15 protein-coding genes are annotated in these 18087 nt (G+C 56.6%); 12 read left to right on the forward strand and 3 right to left on the reverse strand.

Going from position 1 to position 18087, the window contains the following annotated elements:
• Positions 1 to 18: 18 nt before the first annotated feature.
• The 3 genes from GSQ89_RS40180 to GSQ89_RS18725 form a co-directional block, all read right to left on the reverse strand.
• Positions 19 to 471 carry a hypothetical protein gene (locus tag GSQ89_RS40180; protein WP_371734275.1) on the reverse strand — a complete coding sequence of 151 codons (453 nt, stop codon included), beginning with the start codon at positions 469 to 471 and terminating at the stop codon, positions 19 to 21.
• Between the two features lie 184 nt (positions 472 to 655).
• Positions 656 to 1981: a glycosyltransferase gene (locus GSQ89_RS18720; RefSeq protein WP_158927986.1), complete on the reverse strand. Its 1326-nt coding sequence runs from the start codon at positions 1979 to 1981 to the stop codon at positions 656 to 658.
• Positions 1982 to 2155: 174 nt separating this feature from the next.
• A complete protein-coding gene (locus GSQ89_RS18725; protein ID WP_158927988.1) occupies positions 2156 to 3589 on the reverse strand; it encodes an acyltransferase in 1434 nt (477 codons plus the stop codon).
• Positions 3590 to 3939: 350 nt separating this feature from the next.
• Between GSQ89_RS18725 and GSQ89_RS18730 the strand changes: the two genes are divergently transcribed.
• From GSQ89_RS18730 to GSQ89_RS18785, 12 genes are all read left to right on the forward strand, one after another.
• Complete coding sequence (locus GSQ89_RS18730; RefSeq protein ID WP_158927990.1) at positions 3940 to 4224, forward strand: acyl carrier protein; 285 nt, start codon at positions 3940 to 3942, stop codon at positions 4222 to 4224.
• A gap of 30 nt (positions 4225 to 4254) precedes the next feature.
• On the forward strand, positions 4255 to 5868 hold the full coding sequence (locus GSQ89_RS18735; protein ID WP_158927992.1) for an MBOAT family protein: 1614 nt from the start codon (positions 4255 to 4257) through the stop codon (positions 5866 to 5868).
• A 66-nt stretch (positions 5869 to 5934) separates the two neighbouring features.
• On the forward strand, positions 5935 to 7161 hold the full coding sequence (locus GSQ89_RS18740) for a hypothetical protein (RefSeq protein ID WP_158927994.1): 1227 nt from the start codon (positions 5935 to 5937) through the stop codon (positions 7159 to 7161).
• Positions 7162 to 7298: 137 nt separating this feature from the next.
• Positions 7299 to 9038, forward strand: coding sequence for an alpha/beta fold hydrolase (locus GSQ89_RS18745; protein ID WP_158927996.1), 1740 nt, complete (start codon positions 7299 to 7301; stop codon positions 9036 to 9038).
• Positions 9039 to 9086: 48 nt separating this feature from the next.
• On the forward strand, positions 9087 to 9296 hold the full coding sequence (locus GSQ89_RS18750) for a hypothetical protein (protein WP_216856265.1): 210 nt from the start codon (positions 9087 to 9089) through the stop codon (positions 9294 to 9296).
• A 109-nt stretch (positions 9297 to 9405) separates the two neighbouring features.
• Positions 9406 to 10683 carry an AMP-binding protein gene (locus tag GSQ89_RS18755; protein WP_216856266.1) on the forward strand — a complete coding sequence of 426 codons (1278 nt, stop codon included), beginning with the start codon at positions 9406 to 9408 and terminating at the stop codon, positions 10681 to 10683.
• Entirely contained in the window at positions 10676 to 11410 is a 735-nt protein-coding gene (locus tag GSQ89_RS18760; RefSeq protein ID WP_158928002.1) for an SDR family NAD(P)-dependent oxidoreductase, read from the forward strand. Before GSQ89_RS18755 ends, GSQ89_RS18760 begins: the two co-directional genes overlap by 8 nt.
• Positions 11411 to 11673: 263 nt before the next feature.
• Positions 11674 to 13008, forward strand: coding sequence for an O-acetylhomoserine aminocarboxypropyltransferase/cysteine synthase family protein (locus tag GSQ89_RS18765; protein ID WP_158928004.1), 1335 nt, complete (start codon positions 11674 to 11676; stop codon positions 13006 to 13008).
• Complete coding sequence (locus GSQ89_RS18770; RefSeq protein WP_158928006.1) at positions 13005 to 14054, forward strand: homoserine O-succinyltransferase; 1050 nt, start codon at positions 13005 to 13007, stop codon at positions 14052 to 14054. The genes GSQ89_RS18765 and GSQ89_RS18770 overlap by 4 nt, the downstream gene beginning before the upstream one ends.
• Positions 14051 to 15517, forward strand: coding sequence for a pyridoxal-dependent decarboxylase (locus GSQ89_RS18775; protein WP_158928008.1), 1467 nt, complete (start codon positions 14051 to 14053; stop codon positions 15515 to 15517). Before GSQ89_RS18770 ends, GSQ89_RS18775 begins: the two co-directional genes overlap by 4 nt.
• 91 nt (positions 15518 to 15608) lie before the next feature.
• Positions 15609 to 16307 carry a hypothetical protein gene (locus GSQ89_RS18780; protein ID WP_158928010.1) on the forward strand — a complete coding sequence of 233 codons (699 nt, stop codon included), beginning with the start codon at positions 15609 to 15611 and terminating at the stop codon, positions 16305 to 16307.
• Entirely contained in the window at positions 16308 to 18077 is a 1770-nt protein-coding gene (locus tag GSQ89_RS18785) for a long-chain-acyl-CoA synthetase (protein ID WP_158928012.1), read from the forward strand.
• Positions 18078 to 18087 lie beyond the last annotated feature (10 nt).

Genomic DNA, 18087 nt, shown 5'->3' on the forward strand with positions numbered 1-18087 from the left:
CATACGTAAAGCCCGAAGCTATACTTGCCGAACCACCGGAGCAGCCGTAGAGACAGGAAATACCTGACAGGACCCTGCCCATCCCGACCAGCAGCCCGGCTGCCGTCGCAACCGCCACCAATGGATAAGCGAAGATCCGCATAGCCGGGTCCGTCTGATGCGTCGTATGGCGTATGACAAGCAAGCCGAGAAGCAGCAATCCGGCCGCCACAAACGCGACCCCTGCCCTTTGCCCGACGACGTCCATTCCGACCGGATGATGCGTCTGCGCAGAAAAACGAATGGGCTGACACCTGCAGCCGAATACGAAATGACAAAGCCCGATATGACAAAGAAGATCTCGACCCCGACCCAGCCAAGCCACGTGATTTTAGCCATAGATGGGAATTCCGCCACGCCGCCCGAAACGCTCTTCGTCAGGCTCTCCACCGGCGCCCAGGACCAGTACGTCAAATGAAAGAATGTGACCATCAGCGCCGCGCAGAAGCGAATGACGTCAAGACCAACGATGTGTCCATTTGAGCCTTTCACACACGTCTGCTCCCCAATTCCAATCGCCTCATCCTGTTCGTCTGTCTTCTTTCCATGCCATCAAATCGGCCAACATGAACTGGCTGAAGACAGCCGTTCTTCATCCAATACGTGTAGACACAAGCTAACCGAATATCCGATCGACGACGCCCCCTATTTCCGCTCTGAAGCGCGCCTCCGAGAACCGAAGCGCATTCATCCTGCAGGCATCGCTGGTGATCTGGTGCTCAAGTGTCTCAAATCGGTCAACCGCCTCGGAGATCGCGTCCGGGGTCTGCTGGTCGAACAGCAATCCAGTTTGCCACTCTGCTTTCTCTGTTCTTACGATGTCGATCGCACCGCCGCGGCCATAGGCAATAACAGGCGTACCACAGGCCTGCGCCTCCACCAGCGTGATGCCGAAATCCTCCTCGGCGGCAAACACGAAAGCGCGAGCGCGCTGCATCAAACCAATCAGTACGTCCCGTCCGACGGTGCCAACGAACTCTATGTTCGGCGCCCCTCGGGCGGCCGCGCGCACCCGATCGGCCTCAGGCCCGTCGCCCACCACCACGAGGCGCCGATCGCCTCGATGCGCGAAGCTCTGAACCACCACGTCAGCCCGCTTGTACGGCACGAACCTGCAGGCAAGTAGAAAGAAATCCTCCTTCCTGCTACCCGGTACGAAGTGATCGATATCGACGGGCGGATGGATAACCATCGCCTCACGTCTATACGTCCGTCTGACGCGCCGCGCGATATAGCTCGAATTTGCTACAAAATAATCGACTTGATGGGCGGTTGAGACATCCCACTGACGCAGGCGCGCGAACTGCCAGCGCGCATATATGCTCTTCAGTCCGCGATCGATGCCCATCTGGCCGAGATATTGATGCTGCAGATCCCAAATATATCGCATAGGCGAGTGCATGTAGCTGATATGGACCTGATCGGGTCCGGTGAGGACACCTTTGGCGACCGCGTGGTTGCTGGATATGACAAGGTCATAGCCACTAAGGTCAAGTTGCTGCATCGCAATCGGCATCAAACCGATATAGTGGCGAAAGTAACGACGTGCAAACGGTAGCCGCTGGACAAACGACGTCTGCACTTTGCGTCCCTGCAGGAAGCCGCGTTCCCGCTCGCCCATGAAATCCACGACAGCAAAAATGTCAGCGGACGGAAAACAGACCAAGAATTGCTCGAGAACGCGTTCGGACCCGCCGTAAGTATCGAGCCACTCATGCACGATGGCGACCCGGAGTCCGCCGGCTCGTCCCGGGCGCGGTCTTGCGGCACGTACGGCCGCCGCATGATCAGACCAACTCGTCTCATGGCCTTCCCGAAACAGCGGTATCTCGGCTCCGATACCACCGACATCGGGCTCGGCGGTGTGCCGGTAGGCAAAGGATTCGCCGCGGTTGGACGCTGCTCCTTCAGTTACAGGTGTTTTCTCCTCGACGAATTCCATTCGCACCTCATCCCAACCGCCGCAACCAGCTTCTCAACGAAGGGGGAGATTAGGCCATGGCAACCCGTTCTGTGAGGTGGATACTTCGACGGATGCAATGGAGCGAACCGTAGCCATTGTGATTAGAAACAGCATGGCGGAGGTGACAATCGCGTCGCGTACTCCGCCCCATGTTCAGCCCCAACGTATCCGCGCGAAGTGCCGCTCGAAGAACACGAACGACAGTCGGGCGGTTGTCACCGTAAGTAGAAAAGCGCAGACGAACAAGCCAACATGGCTGGCGACCCATAGCGGACCACTCCCTGGTACCGAGAAGATGGGCACGAACGCTCCCAGCAAAGCCAGTATCGGAATATGAAAGAGGTATCCGGCATAAGAGATGCGGCCGATCGCCTGTAGGCTCTGAGACCGGCATACCAGTAGGCAGAGACGTTCGCCCGAAAGGATTCCAGTCAGAATCGTGACGCCGATGCAGGTCGGCAACAGATAGACTGTGATCTCCCGCCCCTGCCCGTACAAAATGCCTGAGACGATATTACGTAGCGCATCAATGGAGAATTGGCCTGCTTCCGTCACACCGTACGTTGTATAGAACCCCACATATACGACGGCGATAATTGCTGTGACCACCATACTGGCGACGGCGAAGCGGCGGCTGCGGGAGATTTCATCGCGAAAGAAGGCGACCAGGCTTCCGGCGGCAAAGGCATCAAAATGGGCCGGACCAAACGCATAGACCGCGAAGGCGATTCGTCCAGGATCCCAACCAAGCCCGGCAGCCCAGTACGCGACCGCGGCGCGGATGAGCGGCGCAACAGCGATCACGCCCAGCAAGACAAGGCCCCGCGCAAACCGGCCGCGTAGGATCAGCAGAAGTGGGAACACCAGGTAGAATTGCTGCTCCACCGCCAGCGTCCAGAGATGTCCGAAGGCAGACCAATTGGCCGCGGGCGTATATTCGGTGAAGATCATTTTCAGGTTCTGGGTGAAACTGAGCAGCCAAGGTAAGTCTTCCAGCGGTTCGGTCCTGCCGATCGCCTCTAGCACGATGACGTTCAGCACAACGAAGGCAAAGTACAGCGGCCAAATGCGTAGCGCGCGCCTGATATAGAATCTGCCGACGGCCGCACCGATGCTCGCTGCGGGGTGCCGTCGGGAAAGGAGCGACGTGGTCACCGAAAACCCTGATACAACATAGAATAGCCAGACCCCCATCCAACCGAACGGCATAAGCTTACAATGGAACGCAATGACCGCCGTCATTGCGATGGCACGCAGTGCGTCGACCTCTGGCACATAGGTGCTCACCCCGCCCACAGGTGCCAGCCGAGAGGGACGAACTCGTTCGGCCAATACCGTGGAGGTGATGCCTCCGGCCGCGGCCACCATTGTCCCGCCAGTTTTCGCGTCACGAATATCCCAGACCCGGCGGATCTCCTTGAGTTCGCTGTTTTTGTCGTCGTGCATCTCACGGGGAGCCACTGACATGATCAACCCGTGGAGATGCACTTTCACTGCATCCACCCCCGACCAGGAGACACCGTCGATATCATCGTGCGAGCATGTCCTTGATCTTCGGTTTCTGGAGAGCGTGAGCGACGTGTTCATGTACGCCCGATCGTACATGCGGCAAACCTCGACTAAAGGATGACAGAGATCGTTCCCTGGTGGGGCCTTCATATTCCGTCAACAATCCGATCTTGGGCATCGCACTTTGATCGCCTATGCTCGCGACATCTTCATCGAGGGTGGGATGACCGTGAAGCTGATTTGCGAGCCCGACGGACTGGGCCATCGATACCTTCCCACCGCACAATCTCGACCAGATAGTTCTACCCATTATGGTTGGGGGCGAACGAAATACCACCACCTAAATGGTGACATCACAAAACAGTCCCAGCGTTCTACGTTGGCGCCGCCGCTTCCCGCCTACGGCTCTCAGTTCGGAAAGTTCATTCATGCGTCTTGTTCAAGAAAACATTAGCCCCGCAGAAAAGGGCGAAATTCTATCAGATCTGGCTCAGTTGTTCCGAGACGTATTTGACGACCAGGAAATAGTCCTGGGGCCAGAGACAACTGCTGACGATATCGTCGGATGGGACTCGATGTCACAGGTCAGACTGGCAGTTGAGATCGAGCACCGGTTCGGTGTAAAAATAAAATCAGCCAGGATGGAAAAACTACGCAGTGTCCGCGGGATACTTGAACTGATTGGGGGGCGGTCGACGATGGTTCCCGTGTGAAACGGTAGCGCATCTTGCCCGCCGCCGGTCATGCTGTTCAATTCCTACATTTTCGTATTTGCATTCCTTCCGATTGCATTGTGCGGCTTCCATATTCTCGGACTGTTTGGTCGCCGGTTACCGGCCATATGGTTGGTTTTGACCTCGGTTCTCTTCTACGGTTGGTGGAATCCGCAATTCGTGGTTCTGCTACTGGCCTCAGTTGGCTTGAACTACCTCGCATCCGTAGTCATCAACGCCACCGAGCGCCAACCGACTGTGCAGACGGCGTGCTTGACGGCGGCGATAGTTGCCGACGTGTTCGTTCTGATCTACTATAAATATCTGACCAGCATTATTCAGGTCGCGATTGGAATGGGTTTGATCGCGGACACCACAGCCAATATCGTTTTGCCACTTGGCATATCGTTCTTTACGTTCACGCAAATAGGATACTTGATCGATACGAAGCAGGGGATAACGAAAGACCGTCGGCTACTCAACTACGTTCTATTCGTGACCTTCTTTCCCCACCTGATCGCAGGCCCGATCCTGCATAACCAGGAGATCATGCCGCAGTTCGGCGAGCCGGCCACTTATCGGTTCTCCGGTGAAAACCTTTCTGTCGGCCTGTCGATCTTCGTGATCGGGCTTGTGAAAAAATGCTTGTTCGCGGATACAATCGGTACGGGTGTGTCCCAGGGTTTTGGGGCAGCAGACCATCTGCCGTTGCTCGCCGCCTGGAATGTGGCACTCTGCTACTCGTTGCAGTTATATTTCGATTTCTCTGGCTATTCCGATATGGCGATCGGGCTTGCACGCATGTTCAACGTGCGCTTCCCATTAAATTTCAACTCACCTTACAAGTCAGCGTCTATCATTGAGCATTGGCAGCGTTGGCATATGACACTGTCGCGCTACCTGGCGCTTTATCTATATAACCCAATCGCCTTGGCAGTCACACGCTGGCGCGCCAACCGCGGTCTCGGCATAAACAGAACCGCACAGACAAAACCCGGTGGGTTTGCCGCCATGGTGATGTTCCCGGTTGTAACCACTATGGCGCTTGCAGGCATTTGGCATGGAGCCGGTCTGAATTTCCTGGCGTTTGGCTTGTTGCATGGAATTTATCTCACGATCAACCATGCGTTTCGCATTTTCCGGCCGAGTTCCTCGAAAACACGGCCAAGCGGACGGCTCGGACACGGGGCCAAGATCCTGATCACCTATCTCGCTACACTGGTCGCATTGGTGTTTTTCCGCGCATCGTCGGTTCGCTCGGCGCTGTCCTTGTTAGGTGGGATGATCGGGCTCCATGGTGTCGATGCTCTTGCCATACCGAACGTCATCCTTGCTCACCTTGGCGTGCCAGGCGACGCGCTGGTAGCGAAAGGCCTCGTCGTCGACGTTTCGCTCGTCGATTTCGCAACAAGCACAAGCCACTTGGTCTGGATGGTGGGCCTCTACATCGTTGTATGGTGTCTGCCGAACACGCAACAGATCATGCGCCGGTTCACTCCGGCGCTTGGCATGATCCAACGAGGACCATTCGAACGGTTCGTCTGGCAGCCAACCCGAGGGTGGGCAGTGGCGATCGGCGTCGCAGCCTGTATTGGCGTGCTGGCGATCGGCGGCACATCCGAGTTTCTGTATTTCCAGTTTTAGTCGCCACACGGCAGCAGAATATGAGCAGGTGTGTGGGCCATCGCTTGAGAAGAATGGATGACTTCAATGACCCAAAGTCAGACCGCGGGACCGGGTATGTTGACGCAAGACCATACGCCGAGCCGCCGACTCAAAGAAGCGGCCGCCGAAACATCGGCCGAGGGATCGAGGAAGGTCGTTCCGACATTAGACAACACCGCGGACCAGCCGCGGGACCCACCGTCCGCTGCTTTCCTGGCGTGGTTTGGGGTTGCCTTCGTGGTCGCGTTCGGGGTCGTGTGGATCTACGTCGCCATGGCTCCTATGGCTTTTCTCAGCCGCGACTACCCGCTTTGGGTTGCGAAACGAATGCTGATGGATGAATGTCGACTTGGATCGGTCTTGGTTTTCGGCGACAGTCGTGCGATGGCGGCTACGGTGCCAGACGTTATGCCGATGTCCGTCACCAATCTTGCACAGTCTGGTGCTAGCCCGATAGAAACCTATTTCGCCGTGCGCCGAGCGCTCCGCTGCCCAACCTCGCCGAAGCTCGTCGTGATTGCGCATAGTGCGTCGAAATTTGGCGGTGACTCGGATTACTGGACGTCTTTCGCCCGAAATGGCTTTCTGGACTATGGCGACATGCGGGAGGTCGATCACGACGCAGCACGCTTGCACGACAAGGAAATCTTCGATTTGCCGTCCATGGATCATCTTCAACCGGCACTGCGGGATTTTCTGTTCTCCGTGCGTTTCCCACCACTCTATTTCGGTAGCCTGGTGAACGGCTTTATCGCCGCACGTTGGAAACACAATCACGACGCACTGCATGACGGTCTTTTGTCATCGGGCCATGCCGTATTCGGCAATCGCTCGGGCTCCAGCAGCATCGCCGGCGAAGGTCACAATCCGATTTACAAAACTTCACCGCTCATGAACTTGTACTTTTCTCGCACACTCGCACTATTATCCGACCGAGGTATCCCGGTGCTTCTTTTCTCGATGCCGGTCAACCGAGCGACCTATATGCGCATGCCGCCAGAATTCACCATTCGGTTCGAGGACTATCTTCAGGCAGAAGCTCGGCACTTCCCAGGCATACACGTGGTCGATCCGGTCATTCCCTGTTGGCCTGATAGATTTTTTGGCGACGCTTGGCATTTCAACGCTCAAGGTGCCACCGCGTACAGCCGCGAACTCGGCGTTCGGTTACGGGACGTGCTTGCCGATGGGATCGTTAGAAACTCGCCGAACGCCTGTACCGATTCGATGCCAGCGATGGGTCCGTCTGAGTCAACCGTTACCTTGCGATAGACTACCTATATTGATCTAAGACGCTTCAGGACAATCGACCAAAGAGAGGACGTTACGGATCGAGTTCCACTGCCTAGACTTCTGAGGGACAAGTTTTGGCAGTTTGTTATGGGCTTACTCTTCATGTGCTCGACCGAATGAACATGCCCGTCGTCCAGGATGTGGCCGATCCAACCGATAGCCCGGACGATCGAACAACGGTCGTCCTTTCGGTTTCTCACGCCCCGCATGGGACTATTGAACACCAACCGGGACAGTCACCTCACATGCAGGCAGTGGCATTCGAGGGCTGCTTCGGATGGTTGCACCAGGCGACCGAGTCATTTCTGAGCGACACCGCGATCCTGCTGTGCCCCGGGTTGGGCCGCGACGCGAGTAGAGCTCACCGTTCATATCGCATAATGGCAAACCAGTTTGCCACCGAGGGCTACCCCACGCTCAGGTTTGACTATCCGGGCGCGGGTGATTCCTGTGAGATTGATGGCCGGGAATGTTGGACGGTTTGGCAACAAAGCGTACAAAATGCTGCAGACTGGCTGCGTGCCAACACCGGTGCTCGGCGAATCGTGATGATCGGTCTGCGTATCGGGGCAACACTTGCCGCCCTTGCCGCCTCCACCCGCGACGATGTCGTCGGTCTCGTGCTGCTGGAACCCGTTCTACGCGGCAAATCCTATGTCAGTCAGCTTATGGTTGAGTCGCGCCTGCGAAGCGACTCTGCGACCATGCCGGATGATGGTTTGGAAATCGATGGCCTTTGTCTCGATATGGGAACCGTCAAGCTATTGGGCCAAGTAGATTTGCGACAAGTCAAGTTATTACCTGGCTGCTCGATTTCCATCTTCAGCCAATTTCGTACACCCGTGTTGGCTGCATGTGTGGAAGCATGGCGCGATACCGGCGTTCCCATCGTTCTTCAAAATCTCGGCAGTCTAGACGCACTATTGCGACCCTGCCATTTGACCGACGGGCCCGACGCCGATTTCAGGCCAATTTTGTCTTGGCTGCAGGCTGCGATCCCCCTGCGGCAAATACCCCGCACGGCCGCGATAGCGTTACCGCCGAGCCTTGTGTCGCGTATCGCCACCTTGCGACCGGAAAATTCTGTCGAATCCCCGCTCCACTTTGGAGAAAATGGCCATCTGTTCGGCGTGCTGTGTCGTCCGACAGAGGACATTCCTTGCGATAGCGCCGTCATCATCGGCAATACCGGTGGCGATCCACATTATGGTTTGGCGCGCTTCGCTGTCGAGTTCGCGCGCCGCCTGGCCGCCCAAGGAATAGCCTCGCTGCGCATCGACTTTGCCGGCCTTGGGGACAGCATCAGTTCCCCCGACGGCGGCGAGGATCTAACCCAAATATTCGGCATAGACCGAACGCCGGCGTTTGGTGCGGCCATCGATATGATGGAACGGTTGGGGTTCCAGCATTTCGCACTGAATGGACTGTGTTCAGGTGCTTATCACGCGTTTCTGGGTGCCCTCGCGGACGACCGGGTCACCGCGTTACTCTCGATCAATTTGCCATGGTTTACCGTGCGCTATGATAAACCAGGACCGGAAAGCTTCGCTCGTCAAGCCATAGCGGAACTGTCGCATCGGCAGGTCCGCGCGTTGCTGCTATTCTCGGCCGGAGACCCGGGCATAAAAGCTTTGGAACAACATTTCGGACTGGAGGGCACCAATTTACGCGACACACCAAGCGTCGTCGCGTCGATCGTCGCCGGCTTGGACCATGACCTCACCCGCCGCACCATGCGACAGATCGCAGCGGATAAGATGATTGATTTCCTTCAGCAAAACCCGGCATTCCAGAGTAAATCACCGGCGGTCGATCAGAACACCGGCCCCGATCCCATTCATGCATCGGTCTCGTGAGGAATTAGAACCATGTCGATACGATCTATTATCCTGGAACGGGTTACCATGATCGCGGAACAGCAAGGGAAGCAGCTTGCTCCTTTGACTGATGAACTACCCTTGTTGAATTCGGGGCTCGACTCGCTTTGCATCGCGATCGTCGTGGCGAATCTGGATGACGAACTTGGACTCGATCCTCTCTCTTCGGACGACCAGTCGGCGTTTCCTGTGACACTTGGCGATTTCATTCGGCTCTACGAAGATGCAGCAGCATAAAAGGCGATCGCTCTGGTCCCTTCTCGCACCCGCGGACGCGGCGCCGAGGCGGTTTATCGCCGACCCACTTACGCACCTTGCGATCCGCGACCTTGCCCGCGGAACCGCCATGGGCGCACCGCTGGAGGCGCTTCGCGGACGGTCGGTGATGATTTCGACCGAACGACAACTGACGGCCGCATTGGCGCTGTGCGAACTTGATGGTATCGCCCGGCGCATGCTGCTTTGCACGCCGGACATGTCTCCCACCCATGTAAGTTCAGCCATTACGGATGCCGAAATCGACACGATCGTAACTGATGGAGGCGGACCCGCAAAGAACGTTGCTCATGACACAAGCTTGATCTTCGTCGGCGATCGATTGAAGCCATGTGAAGGTACGCCCGACCGAAGCGTCGACACCGAATGGTTGCTGCTCACATCAGGCACGACGGGCCGGCCAAAGCTGGCCGTACACACGCTCGCAAGCCTGGTCGGGCCACTGAACGACGGTCTCGTGGTCCAGGATGCTCCCGTGTGGAGCACCTTCTATGACATTCGTCGCTACGGTGGTCTTCAGATTCTGCTACGAGCCTTCGTAGGTGGTGGTTCGATGGTGCTATCCAGTGCCGGGGAACCGGTAGCCGACTTCCTGAGTCGTGCTGGAGCCAATCGAGTGACCCATATCTCGGGTACCCCGTCCCATTGGCGTCGAACATTGATGAGTGCGGCGACGAGCAGGATGAATCCGCGCTATGTGCGCCTTTCGGGAGAGGCCTGTGATCAGGCAATATTGGACAACCTCCGGCAGGCCTATCCCGACGCCAACGTCGCGCATGCTTTTGCGTCGACCGAGGCGGGCGTCGCCTTCGATGTCCGTGATGGCCAGGCTGGGTTTCCCGCGTCCTTGATTGGCCAAATCGGCAAAGACGTCTCGATACGTGTGGAGGACGGCTCTCTCCGCATCCGCTCCTCTCGCGTCGCGGACCGTGTCATCGGAAACCATGGCCGAGCCCTGTCGGACGCGGAGGGTTATGTCGATACCGGAGACATCGTCGAATTGCGTGGGGACCGCTACTATTTCGCCGGACGCCGGGAAGGCGTCATCAACGTCGGCGGCCTCAAAGTTCACCCTGAGACAATCGAAGCGGTGATCAACCAGCACCCTGCCGTGCATATGTCCCGTGTGTCAGGGCGTTCGAGTCCCATCACCGGGGCGATTGCCGTTGCCGAAGTCGTCATAAACCCCTCGGCTGCCGCATGCGGCGTATCATTCGCGGCTATCAGGAACGAGATTCTTGGTTTGTGTCGGGGTCGGCTCGCACCCCACGAGATTCCAGTCACAATACGAGAAATTTCATCGCTGGAGATCGCGGCATCCGGTAAATTGGTCCGGCGACATGCGTAATGTGGTGGTGACGGGCGGAAGCCGCGGTTTGGGGCTGGGAATTTCTCAAAAGCTCGCGGCGTCCGGATTTCGGGTGGTGGCGATTGCCCGCAAAACCAATGACCAACTTGATAAGGCCATGGCGGAGGCCGCGAGTCGAGATCTGGGTTCGCTTCACTTCTGGCCATCTGACCTCGCGGATATCCCAGCGCTGCCCGCGCTGGTGAAAACATTGCGATCGGAATTCGGACCAATTTACGGCCTGGTCAATAACGCCGGGATCGGGACAGCCGGCATTCTCGCCAATATGAAGGACACCGATATCGAGGGGCTAATACGCCTTAACGTTCTTATGCCAATCACACTGACCAAATACATCGTTCGCTCCATGATGTCGGCGGGCAGCGGACGCATCGTAAACATCTCATCGATTGTCAGCCACACTGGATATAGCGGGCTTGCCGCCTACAGCGCCACCAAGGCTTCCATGCTGGGTTTTACACGCTCGCTAGCCCGAGAAGTTGGTCCGATTGGGATAACCGTCAATGCTATCTCACCGGGGTTCATCGATACCGAGATGACGCACGCTCTCAGCGTTGTCGATCGGGCAAAAATCGAGCGCCGTAGCGCGCTTCATCGGATGCCGGAAATCGACGACGTGGCCAATCTGGTTGACTATCTTTTCAGCGAGAAGGCTCGGAATATCACCGGGGTATCGATGACGGTTGACGCCGGAAATACGGCTTAGCGGAGTCTGAAAATTCAACACCAATTTAGGCACCGCGGAATCGCATGACATTTGCCATTCTTCCGCTGCTGACGCCTGCACCTCCTCTTGTTTGGACTCTACTCCACATCCTGTTTTTCAGGCTATTTCAGCGGCCTATACTTTCGGATGAATTGCCATTCTAATGAGTAATCGAGATGCTAGCGCAGCCAAATCGCAGTTGTCCGCGGACAAGGCGAGAGCTACGGCGTAAGATAAACACGTTCATCGGTGCTCCAGTTACCATGCACAGCGAGACGATAGCTCTTCATGCTGGATTCGACATGGACCCCGCGACCCACGCAGTCGCGGTGCCGATCTATCAGACAGTTGCTTATGGTTTCGATAATGCCGAACATGGCGCAGCCCTGTTCAATCTCGAGGTCGAGGGTCATCGCTATAGCCGAATCAGCAACCCGACCAATACGGTTCTCGAACGGCGCGTTGCGGCGCTGGAAGGGGGTGTGGAGGCCGTCAGCGTAAGCACTGGCCAAACCGCGCTTTATTACGCGGTATCGAACGTCTTGGGCCCGGGACAGAATTTGATCTCCGTGCCGCAACTCTATGGCACGACGCATTCCTTGTTCGCTCACTTCCTTCCCAACACCGGCGTTCAGGTCCGATTCGCGGAGAGCGATCACCCATCTGATATCGAAAAGCTTATCGATCGCGATACACGGGCGGTATTTTGCGAGAGCGTGGGTAATCCGGCCGGGAACATCGCGGACATTGCCGGACTTGCGGCCGTCGCCCACAGGCATGGGATACCTTTGGTCGTTGACAATACGGTTGCGACACCAATCCTGTTGCGCCCGATTGATCATGGCGCGGATATTGTTATTCATTCACTCACCAAATTCATGGGCGGCCATGGCACCACACTTGGTGGCATAATCGTCGATGGTGGGAAATTTCCCTGGGCCGAACACGGTGAACGGTTTCCGATGTTCAGCCAACCAGATCCCTCCTACCACGGCCTTGTCTATACGGACCATTTCGGTCCGGCGGCCTACGCGGCACGCTGCCGCAGCGTCTATTTGCGGACAACCGGGGCGGCGTTGTCTCCATTCAACGCATTTCTGCTGCTTCAAGGCATCGAGACCGTCGCGATCCGCATCGATCGTCATGTCGAAAACGCGAGGCGGGTTGCGGAATTTCTGCGTGACGACTCACGGGTCGAATGGATCAACTATGCCGGGTTCGAGGACAATCCCTATCACCCCCTGGTCCGGAAATATCTCGGCGGCCGTGCCTGCTCACTGATGACCTTCGGGGTAAAAGGGGGATTCAGCGGTGGCGTACGATTCTATGATGCGCTGAAACTTATCAAGCGCGTCGTCAACCTGGGCGACTCCAAATCCCTGGCGTGTCATCCCGCCTCCACGACCCATCGTCAGATGCCGCCAGATGTACAACTGAAGGCTGGCGTAACGCCGGCTACGATCAGACTGAGTATCGGAATTGAGCACGCCGACGACATCATCGCTGATATCGACCACGCACTCGCAGCGGCGGCGGCCGCTTTTGACCTCGTTGATAAAGACCATATCAGGCACCCGTCCATTGAAGGTCGACAATGACCAGGCCCGACGACTCGTTCCTCACTCAGTATGGCGGCGAGTCGAACCGCCCTCTGACTATCGGACTGGTCAACAATGCCTCGGACCGAGGGCTGAAGTCCACGGAACGCCAATTCCTGAACGTGCTACGGGCGGCATCCAACCACTTGGAACTAAAGTTCCGCTTCTTTACCTGCCCAGAGATACGGCGCTCGGCACGTCCGCTATCGTTCACGGGTTCTCCCTACGCAAGCGTCGACGAATTATACGATATGCCGCTGAATGCGTTGATCGTCACGGGCATGGAACCGCAAGCAACTATGTTGCGAGACGAACCGATTCAGGAAAGCCTGTCCAGGCTCGCGGATTGGGCGGAGGAACAAGCGGTTCCTGTGATATGGTCGTGTCTTGCCGCCCATGCCGCTGTTCTGCACCTCGATGAAATTCCGAGATGTCGGCTCCCCGCAAAGTTGTCCGGCGTCTTCGAGTGCGACATCGCGGCAGCCGATCACAGATTGATGGCCGGGCTTCCGTCGCGGTGGGCCATGCCTCACTCGCGTTACAACGGTCTGAATGAAGATCTTCTCATCGCAAAGGGCTATCAAATCCTTTCACGATCGCACGAAGCGGCCGTCAACATTTTCTCAAAGCAAGGTGCCACGACCTTCGTGTTCGTCCAGGGGCATCCGGAGTATGATGGCGACACGCTTCTGCGTGAATATAATCGGGACGTTGGTCGATTTGCCCTGGGGGAAAAACAAGAATTCCCGCTGGCCCCTAAACACTACTTTACTGCTGATTTGGAGGCCACACTCAACGAACTACGTGAGAATGCATTACAAGGTAGGCCCGATCCGGCGATATTGGGTGTCATATCCAAGCTGGTTGGGAACCAAGCGCATTCCAACACTTGGCATATACCCGCGATCCAGTTCTATGCGAACTGGCTGACAGCCATTGCGAGAGATGATCTACGCAATTCCAGCAGCGATCGAACGCGCTTCTGCGGCAAAGAGCAGCGGCTGTGGGCGAATCCGGCTGCGGCCGAGGTTGCATCGATCCAATGAACCTCAAAGATGTGTCCGTCGCACCGATAGCTTCTTTGTTTTATGAGCCGGATGACCGGGAACGATGGGACGATTTCCTAACGATGGCCTTGAGTGAGGCCCTCCAGAGCGTTCCAGGAAGACCCGTGAACCCCATCCTGGATATTAACGTCTTTAGACAAACTTTACAGAGTTTTGATTTTCAGCTGCCCCGCCCGCTGTTCGAATTACTTCCATGGGTTATCGACCAACTGCAAAGCGGGGTCGTCCAGATGACCCATCCGCGTTATTTTGGTCTCTTCAATCCATCCCCTTCGTTCCCCGCGGAGTGTGCCGAACGCATTGTGTCGGCATTCAACCCCCAGCTTGCCACCTCGACGACATCGCCCATCCCTGTCGAGATTGAAGCGCATGTCATCCGGTCGATCGCGCATCGGGCAGGGCTTCCACCCGGTTCCGCCGGTCACTTCACGACAGGTGGGTCCGAGGCAAATTTCACCGCTCTCATCTGTGCCTTGACGAACGCCAACCCGCGCTTCGGAGCTGATGGAGTTGCCGCCTTTGCGGGATCTCCCACCATCTACGTCTCCCAAGACGCGCATCTGGCATGGCACAAGATCGCACATCAGTGCGGGATAGGCCGCGCGTCTGTGCGTCTGATAGAAACAGACCATCTGGGTCGGATGGAGCTAAGTTCGCTGTTCGATATGATTGGATCTGACAGGGCTGCAGGCCACACGCCCGTCATGGTTGTTGCGACGGCCGGAACGACGGGCGCCGGGATGATCGACCCCCTGGCTGATTGCGCCGCTATCGCCCGTGTGGTGGGCGCCTGGTTTCATATTGATGCGGCGTGGGGTGGCGCGCTTATCGCATCGGACCGCTTGCGAGGCGCGTTGGCCGGAATCGAAACAGCGGATTCGATAACGGTGGATGGGCACAAATGGTTTGCGACAACCATGGCCTGCGGGATGTTCATCACCCGAGATGCAAGACTTCTCTCTGACGCGTTTCACGTCTCGACGAACTACATGCCGTCCAACGTCCAACATCTCGATCCGTATGTCACGACAGCCCAATGGTCGCGGCGCTTCCTCGGGCTTCGGCTCTTTCTCTCTCTGGCCGCGGCGGGGTGGGGCGAATACGCAAAATATCTGGAGCGGTCGGTTGCCCTGATAGATTTCCTGAAGGAGCAACTGGTCGAACTTGGATGGACGGTGGCGAATGACTCGCCGTTGGCCGTACTATGCGTAGAACCGCCGATGGGCTTCCCGAGCGTTCGTTCTATCGTACGCGATATCGTTGCTTCGGGTTCTGCCTGGATATCGATCACGACGTTCAAAGGCCGGGATGTTATTCGGATCTGTGTCACCAATGGTCGGACGATGCCGCGAGATATCCAAGCCTTGGTGCGATCTCTGCGACACTTCGCACGCGGTGGAGAAGATCTGGCGCGGGATAGTCAAGAAGAGGGCGTCAAGTAAAAAACATTAATTCAACATCTACCGGCAATGGCTGGGTTATCGGTCTCTGTCGGACTAATCATCTTCCTGCATCACTTCGGAGTGCCCAATCATGAAGGTCGTGGAACGCTTCCAATATCAGAAAACAATAGATGAAATTTGTCAGTTGGAATGGGACTCGCTAACAGCTCACGACATGATCTGTGTGGCGTGGGCGTATTACTATTTCTCGATCCAATTCCGGGAGAACCTCAAAATCGCCCGTAGCATTTATCCGAATGACGAAAAACTGAAAGATCTGGAGCGCGAGGAATGCGATACTGACAACCTTTCTCCCTGGCCAGGAGTAGCCGATGTTGGAGAAAAGATGAACCATGACGAGTACATGCGAAGAGTGCTCGAAATGCACTCTATCGATTTGTCGCAAGTGCGATATTTCAAATCGGTCGGAGAAGGCTACCTGGAAGAAATGCGGGGACTGGATGACGTTTCCCGGGCGCTCAGCATTGCGAGCTATGAAGATGGCGGTCTCGAAAGGATATTTAGGGCCATTCTCGAGTTTCGTCATTGGGACAACGCACTTTTAGGCGCGTTCAGGCATTTCCTGTCCGAACACATACGTTTCGACTGTGACCCAACTCAGGGTCATGGCGCGCTGAGTCGTCATTTAAGGCCAGACGATCGCGTTCTGCCCCTGTGGAGCTCTTTCAAGTCTATTCTTATCACATGTGTGCCCAGATTGTCTCCCTGGTCGGGATCTGGCTCCGAGCTTCCTGCATGGGAAGGCTCCATTGCGCAACAGGAGAGCTGAGTGGTCTCTCGCTCCGCGGTGAATGATTGGGTGCGTGCGCTTCAATACAAAAAGCAACTGTACGCCAGTTCCAATACGACGCTTCTTTCGATGATCGAGGATCTGGCCGAAACGCGGGGGGATGCGCTCGCACTGTTTGGGCAAGGCGGGCAGTTGACCTATCACGGGCTTGTCGAGCGGTCGTATTGCTACGCAAACTGGACGTTGACCCAGGCCATAGCAAAAGGCGACGTCGTTGGCCTGCTAATGCCAAACTGCACGGATTACGTTGCTATTTGGCTAGGTATCACGCAAGCCGGCTGTGCCGTTGCACTGATCAACACGAATTTGGTCGGCGATACCCTTGCCCATGCCATCCGCGTAGCCGGGGCGAATCATCTTATCGTGGCAGATTCCCTGTTGAAAACTGTCACGGCCACGAAACTTCCGGCCGGAATGCGCGTTTGGGTGCACGGCGACGGCGCCGAGAGCAATCTGCCGCGGATTGACCGCGATATTGGACGTTACGGCGGTGAGCGCACGAATGCTCTCCGCGCACGACTGCCCTCGCGTCGAGATCGGGCTCTGCTAATCTACACATCCGGGACAACTGGCGCTCCGAAGGCCGCCAACGTCACACATGAGAGAGTGCTGGAATGGAGCTTCTGGTTCGCCGGTATGACGGACGCCCAACCTGAAGACCGGCTATACAATTGCCTTCCTATGTACCACAGTACGGGCGGCGTGGTCGCGATCGGGTCGATGCTGGTTGTCGGCGGGTCGGTCATGATCCGCCCCCGCTTCTCAGTCAGCCGCTTTTGGGATGAAGTTGTCAGCGGGGGCTGCACGGTTTTCCAATATATCGGCGAACTTTGCCGCTATCTCGCAAGAAGCGAGCCACAGCCGCTGGAATCCACTCATCGACTCCGGCTTTGCTGCGGAAACGGTTTGCGCGGCGACGTGTGGGACGAATTTCAAAGTCGATTCCGCATCCCGCGGATCCTGGAATTCTATGCCGCCACGGAAGGCCACGTATCCTTGTACAATTGCGAGGGGAAGGTGGGCGCCATTGGACGTATTCCAGCTTTCCTCGCGCATCGATTTCCGGTGGAAATTATTCGGTCCGATATTGATACCGGCCAACCACTGCGTGACGACGGCGGGTTTTGCATTCGGTGCGCGATAGATGAACCTGGAGAGGCAATAGGGCAAATCAGCGGCGGAAGCTCATCACCGGAAAGGCAGTTCGACGGTTATTCCGATCCGAAAGCATCCGATGCCAAAGTGCTGCGCGACGTATTCTCCGTAGGGGATCGTTGGTTCCGGACAGGTGATTTGATGCGGAAGGACAAGGCCGGCTACTATTATTTCGTCGATCGCATCGGCGACACGTTTCGCTGGAAGGGCGAAAACGTCTCTACCGCAGAGGTGGCCTCGGTGGTTGCGGCCTGCAAGGGTGTCATTGACTCGGTTGTCTACGGGGTGGCGATCCCGGGTAAAGAAGGCCGTGCCGGCATGGCGGCGATCACCACGGATGAAAGCTTCGACTTTGCAGTACTCAATGCGCACCTCCATGCAAATTTACCAGCATATGCCTGCCCATTATTCATTCGCCTCTGCAGTGACATTCCCAGGACCGGCACCTTTAAATTGATGAAAAATTCCCTGGCGCTTGAGGGTCTGTATCCGTCCATGCCAACCGACACAGTTTGGTTCAAAGACCAAAAGGTCTGTCCGGGATCATTCGTGCGTCTGGCGTCGCGACCTGATGACCAGTTGGCTTCGATTTGACGTAGCTGCC

Source organism: Acidisphaera sp. S103 (assembly GCF_009765975.1).
In the GTDB taxonomy this organism is placed as follows: domain Bacteria; phylum Pseudomonadota; class Alphaproteobacteria; order Acetobacterales; family Acetobacteraceae; genus Rhodopila.